The sequence below is a fragment of the Marinobacter sp. genome, from assembly GCF_048266785.1.
GTDB lineage: Bacteria > Pseudomonadota > Gammaproteobacteria > Pseudomonadales > Oleiphilaceae > Marinobacter.
This window is the reverse complement of sequence record NZ_JBLWYX010000004.1, coordinates 339,290-345,537: the sequence shown is the minus strand read 5'-3', so window position 1 is coordinate 345,537 and position 6,248 is coordinate 339,290. Positions and strand designations below refer to the sequence as shown.

3 protein-coding genes and 2 rRNA genes are annotated in these 6,248 nt (G+C 53.2%); 2 read left to right on the top strand and 3 right to left on the bottom strand.

Annotated features, from left to right (window positions below; all coding sequences use genetic code 11):
* A 23S ribosomal RNA gene (locus tag ACN0V1_RS09085) occupies positions 1–101 on the top strand; the annotation flags it as partial.
* A gap of 93 nt (positions 102–194) precedes the next feature.
* Positions 195–310, top strand: a 5S ribosomal RNA gene (rrf, locus tag ACN0V1_RS09080).
* A 53-nt stretch (positions 311–363) separates the two neighbouring features.
* Here rrf and ACN0V1_RS09075 read toward each other — a convergent pair.
* Genes ACN0V1_RS09075 through ACN0V1_RS09065 form a run of 3 tightly spaced genes read right to left on the bottom strand, consistent with a single transcriptional unit; the run spans position 364 to position 6,223 of the window.
* Positions 364–1,044: a sensor histidine kinase gene (locus ACN0V1_RS09075; protein ID WP_417544677.1), complete on the bottom strand. Its 681-nt coding sequence runs from the start codon at positions 1,042–1,044 to the stop codon at positions 364–366.
* On the bottom strand, positions 1,041–2,690 hold the full coding sequence (locus tag ACN0V1_RS09070) for a response regulator (RefSeq protein ID WP_417544676.1): 1,650 nt from the start codon (positions 2,688–2,690) through the stop codon (positions 1,041–1,043). Before ACN0V1_RS09070 ends, ACN0V1_RS09075 begins: the two co-directional genes overlap by 4 nt.
* Positions 2,687–6,223, bottom strand: a complete 3,537-nt coding sequence (locus ACN0V1_RS09065; protein WP_417544675.1) for a NahK/ErcS family hybrid sensor histidine kinase/response regulator — start codon at positions 6,221–6,223, stop codon at positions 2,687–2,689. The genes ACN0V1_RS09070 and ACN0V1_RS09065 overlap by 4 nt, the downstream gene beginning before the upstream one ends.
* Positions 6,224–6,248 lie beyond the last annotated feature (25 nt).

The following is a 6,248-nucleotide window of genomic DNA, read 5'->3' as shown; positions in this document are numbered from 1 at the left end:
TCCTGAAGAGCCGTTCAAGACCAGGACGTTGATAGGTCGGGTGTGTAAGCGCTGCGAGGCGTTGAGCTAACCGATACTAATTGCTCGTGCGGCTTGACTATATAACACCCAAGACAATTGCGGATGACGCAAAAAGAAAGAATCGACATTACAGACAGTTGTTTTATCTCGTCCCCCAGTGATCAACCGTTTTGTCTGACGACTATAGCGGCTTGGAACCACCTGATCCCATCCCGAACTCAGAAGTGAAACAGGCCTGCGCCGATGGTAGTGTGGCATTTGCCCATGTGAGAGTAGGTCATCGTCAGACTCTTAATACCAAAACCCCAGCTTCCAACGAGGCTGGGGTTTTTTCGTTTTGTCTCATGGAAGCCAGATTTCGAAAACACCACCACCAAGGTGCCCGCCATTGTGGAGCTTGATGTAGCCCGTTCGTTCTCCCTCGCTGTGAAGATCCGCCACCGCAGAAACAAAGAACAGCCCCAGGCTTGTGCTGCCTGTGTTGAAGTCCAGCGATTTGAAACTCAGCGTTCCTGTGTGCTGCATATTCTCAGGGTACCCCTCACCATCATCTTCTACCCCGATAACGAGAAAGCCATCACGCTCGCTGGCCGTTAGCCTGATACTGGTTTTGGTATACCGGATCGCATTATTGATCGTGTTATTCAGTGCGCCAGTCAGCAGGTCAGCATCAAAAAAGCCGTTTATCTCGTCAGCGTCAATGGAACATTCTATATTCAGGCCTTCGAGAAGCGGTGTGTGTCGGGAAAGGTGTTCGAACAGGAAGTCAGGAACAAAATGCTCTTCTATGTGTGCAGAAAGGTTGTTTTCACCCAGCCTGTAAATCCCCAGAAGTTGCACGAGGTCATTGTGTATCCGTTCAGCTTCATACTGGAGGGTGTTGAACCTGGAAGAGTCGTTCAGTTTATCTTCGTTCTCGGCTCTCAGTTCATCGAGGGAGTTGAGTAGCATCCCGAGTGAGTTCTTCATGTCGTGCACGGCCAGAGCAAGAACCATGGAGAAGTCGATATTCCGGTTTTTCATAGGTTCAGTGCCTTCAGTTTGCGTTGCAAAGCAAGGTAGCGTCGGTATTGTCCATGCTGCTCCGGCAGGCCGGCCAGATGACTCAGGTGCTGTTGGCAGCGTTCCAGTAGGTCCTTGTTGCTGGTGTTGCCCTCGTACTCCTTCATTAGTACTTGGACCTGATTGAGATTAAGGGCAGGGTGATCCGGTATCATTTCCAGCGCTTTTGTGAAAATGTTTGCGGCTTCCCTGAGGTCGCCCGACTCAAAGGCTTTTATTCCATCCCGGTTCAGACGACGTGCCTTGACCTTCATGCGAAAACCAACGGGTTCATCCAGCAAGCTTTCGATCTTTCTCAGGGTGGGAGGATTTTCCCTGAACTGTTCGGCCAGTCCTCCCAATAGTGCCTTGGCATCCGCCCCGTAGCCAAGGCGGAAAAGTGTTTTTGCATAGTCCAGGCTAGTTTCAAGGTCCGGAGCAGAGGTGTTTTTCAGTTCCGGCCGGATACTCTCAAGTATTACTTCAGCTTTTTGCACTTTCTCCTGGCCTGCGTAGAGCCTGCATTGGACAATCTGACTACGAAGGGCGAGGCCATCATTGTCGGGAAATCGCGTCTCCATATTGCCAAGAACTGAAAAGGCATCGTTCGCAAGTGCTGCCCCCTCTACTCCTGTATCGCCTTCGCTGAGGTCGCAAAGGGTATGGCTGAGAGCGAGATAATGCTGTGGACTATCGTGAATCGAGTGTGTCCCGAGATTCACCGTGCGCCGCCATGCCTCGGCGGCAGTATCCATATCCTGGTTTGACTCAGCCAGCTCAGCCAGATGCTTTTGGCGGAGAAGTGCATTTGGTGAGTAGTCAGTCGCCCGTTCAAGAACCTTCTGCGCTAACCCAGGCTTGTTCTGGCGTTCAAGGCCTTCTGCCAGAAGGTCATAGGCTTCCATATAGTCGGGGTGGCCGGCAATCAGGTGCTGTAGACTCTCGACCGCCTCATCGTTGCGCTGACTGGCCAGCAGTACTTTGCTGCGCCCGAATCGCGCCCAGGACAGCTCGCGTTGGGAGAGTACATCGTCATACACTTTGATGGCATGGGAAAGATCACCTAGCAGGAAGTAAAGCTCCCCGAGAGTTTTCATGAGCCATGTTTTATAGCGTGGTAATCGAGTGAGAGCCTGCAAGCAGAGTGAGATGGCTTCAGGATAGTTTTCCCGGTCGATCTCACGATTAATCGGAAGCAGGGCGTTTCGCTGACTGATCAGGCTGCCCAGGCGTTTGTCCAGCATGGTGCGGTTGATTGGCTTCGTAAGGTAGGCGTCCGGCTGATACTCACGAGCGCCCATAACCATTTCTCTCGACGTTTCCGAGGTCACCATAAGAAACAGCGATGAGCGCTTGAGAAGCTTCTTGTGCCGAAGCTCTTCCAGAATATGCTGGCCGTTCTTGCCTTCTCCGAGATTGTAGTCACACAGCACCACATCAACGTGATTATAAGTGCAGTACTGCACGGCGGGTTTGGCGTGTGCGACCAGTTCTATATTGTCGGCGCCGCAGCTGCGAAGCATATGGCGCATAGAGAGCCGGAAATTTTCAAAGTCGTCTATCACAAGATAAGCGAGCTTCCCAAATGCGCTTGTGGCAGACGAGGACTTGTTATCAGGATCGCTCATGAGCGTTTGTGTTTCAGCAGTTTGTTCACTAAAGCTCTCAGGGCGGCAGGTTTAACTGGCTTGTATAGAATCTGGTAACCTCGCTCGATTGCGTCGTCGCGAACGTCTGTCGCCATATATCCGGTTATCAGTATGCCCGGAATGTCATACCCAACTGCGCTGCGTATTGCGTCCATTGCATCCAACCCATTCCTGTCCTCGTCGAGCTGATAGTCCGCAAGTATGATATCGGGTTGTTCACCCTGCAGCTGTCTCAGCGCGTCTTCGAGGCTTTGAGCCGCTGTGATATCGCATTTCCAGTTTCCCAGAAGAGCCACCATACCTTGCAAAATTGCAGGGTCGTTGTCGATGCAGAGTACACTCAAGCCGCCGAGGCTGGAGACTCGTCGGGAGCTGGTGGCAGCGGTGTCAGAGGTCTGATACGCCTGATCCGCCGGTGCGAGTGGAACGGTTATCCCAAACACACTTCCTCTACCCTGAACTGATTCGACGCTTACGGGGTGATTCAGCATGCCGCTTATCCGATCGACGATTGCCAGGCCAAGCCCAAGCCCTTTTTTGTCCCGGCCGTGTTGAAAACGCCGAAATTCCTCGAAAATAAAGGTCAGCTGGTCTTCGGGTATGCCAGGGCCAGTATCCCATACTTCTATGCGCAGATACCCTTTGAGGCGGCGGCAACCGAGCAGGATTTTTCCTTCCGGGGTGTAGCGTATAGCATTGGAGAGGAAGTTTTGTACTACGCGGCGCAACAGTTTGGCGTCTGACCGAATCCAGGCACTGCTGGGCACGACGTGGAGCTTCAGACCCTGGTCTTCCGCAATGGCCGTAAAGTCGGTGGCCAGGTGGCGCATAATATCGTTAATCGGGAACACGCCAATGTCTGGCTCCAGAGCTCCTGCGTCAAGCTTGGAAATGTCGAGCAGGGTACTGATGATCTCTTCTGCTGCCCCGAGTGAGCTGTCGATATGATCCACGAGCTCCTTGTTCTCGGCATTATTGGCCTTCCCGGCAAGCGCGGAGGTAAACAGTCGCGCCGCATTGAGTGGCTGCAGCAGATCATGGCTGGCTGACGCAAGAAAGCGGGTTTTACTCTGGTTTGCCTGCTCTGCAACGGATTTGGCTTTGAGCATTTGCTCGTTGATAACCTGCAGCTCCTGTGTGCGTTCTTTAACCCGCTGTTCAAGATAGATATTTGTTTCCTTAAGCGCCTGCTCGGTGCGGCGCATCGCCGTAATGTCCTGGAATGTGGTTACATATCCCCCGCCGGGAATCGGGCTGCCATCTACCCGAACGACGGTCCCGTCTGGCCGCTGGCGCTCGTAAGAAATAGGTTGCCCTTCGCGCATGCTGGAGTAGTGATTGGTAATGATTTCATCAATACGCCGAGCCGGCAGGTTGGCATTGGTGAGGTTGTAGCGCATCAGCTCTTCAGCAGGGCGACCAACTCTTACAAATCCTTTGGGGTAGGTGAAGAGTTCGAGGTAGCGATGGTTCCAGACCACAAGCTGTTGCTGCTGATTGACCACGGAAACACCAAGGCTGATGTTCTCTATGGCTGACTGCAGTAGCTCTCGGCTGAATGTCATGGCTTGTGATGCTTCGTCAACAATGCTGACTACATCTTCAATCTGCATGTCGCGACCCGTGAGGGTCGATTCCAGAACCACCCGGGCTGTAGAAGCGCCGATCACAGAGGCTAGCTGGCGCTCTATGTATTTCATCAGATGAGAGGAAGCCGGGCGATGCGGGTGAAGTCTTATGGCATTACGCCGTCCGTAATTACGGAAAATGGCTTCGGAGCGCTCCTCACCCATGAACCTGTCCGTAAGGGCTTGCAGATCTGAGGTGAGAATTTCGCCCTGCCAGCTCTGATGCTGAACCGTATCGCCTTTTGGGTTAGGGTCGTGAAAGAATGAGGCTATCTGGATTTTCTCGCGTACCCGTTGGCGAGTCACTAGTGAGAGTGTTATATAAACCAGCGTATTGATGCCCAGGCTCCAGACAATGCCATGGCTGGTCTGGTCGAGTTCCAGTCCGAACAATGCCGTTGGCCTTGTCCAGCTCAAGCCCCAGAGACCCTTGTTAATCAGAGAATCGGTAAACCAGCCTGTTGATGCCAGCGCAGGGAGCAGTAACGTGTAGCACCACATCAGGAAGCCCAGTCCGAGGCCCCAGGTTGCTCCTGTGGCATTTCCGCGACGCCAAAGAATGCCTCCCACAAGAGCAGGCCCGAATTGCGCTGCTGCGGCAAAAGACAGAAGCCCGAATGACGTCAGGCTGTAGTCTTCACCTGCCATCCGGTAAAAACCGTAGGCCGTAAGCAGAACGACAAAAATGGCTACTCTGCGGATGCCGAGCAACAAGGAGCTCAGATCCGCCTGACGGTTCATTCTTGGCCGGAAAAACTTGAGCAGTGCCGGCATGATTATTTCATTGCTCACCATCGTTGCAATTGCGACGGAACAGACAATAACCATGGCTGCAGCTGCGGACCCACCACCGAGGAATGCGAGGATGGCGAGCCATTCTTTCCCAGCCATGATGGGCAACTGCAGAATAAGAATATCGGGGCTGCCAGTCATGGCCTCCGGAGCGAGTAGGCCAGCTGCCGCAATGGGTAATACGAAGGCACTGGCCACAACGAGATAAATCGGCATGGCCCAGCGAGCAACTTCGAAATCCCGGGGGTCGGCATTCTCAACCACCATAACGTGAAATTGTCGTGGCAGGCAGATAATGGCGAGCATGGCAACGAGTGTCTGGGTTATGAATGCCGGAGCTTCAATGGCATCTGTTGTCAGAGTGCCAGTCAGATCGGCCTGCCTGATATGTGTGAGTAGATCACCAAAGCCACTGTATAGCCCGTATCCGACAAACAGTCCGACGGCTACGAAAGCAACGAGCTTGATTAGTGATTCGAAGGCTACGGCCTGAATCATGCCGCGATGATGTTCTGTAGACTCCAGATGGCGAGTGCCAAAAAGCACGGTGAATACGGTCAGGGCCAGGGTTATGTACCAGGCCGCATCGTTCCAGGCTGCGGTACTCAGCTGCCCCACGCCCATACCCGCACCCAAACCAGTGCCCGTGTCGGATAGCACGCTGAACCCCATTGCGATAGCTTTAAGCTGCAGTGCGATGTAGGGCACGCTGCCAATCAGCGCGAAGGCTGCGATCATGGCAGCCAGCAGTTGGGATTTGCCATACCGGGAGGCAATGAAGTCTGCTATGGACGTGCTGTTATTGCGTTTGCTTATGTGAATAATTCGTCGCAGCAGCGGCGCGCCAAAAACGAAAACCAGTAAGGGGCCAAGATAGATTGGTAAAAATCCCAGCCCTTCCTGCGTAGCCCGGCCAACAGCACCGTAGAATGTCCAGGAGGTGAAGTAGACCGCCAGTGACAGTGAGTAAACCTGTGTTCGTGCCAGACGCCTGCGATAAAGCCCGGGGTGTTTATCACCTGACCAGGCGATGATAAACAGGATCGAAATGTAGGTGATGGAAATTAAAACCAGCAGCCAGACACTAATCATATTTATACATTTCCGTCAGGTGGGC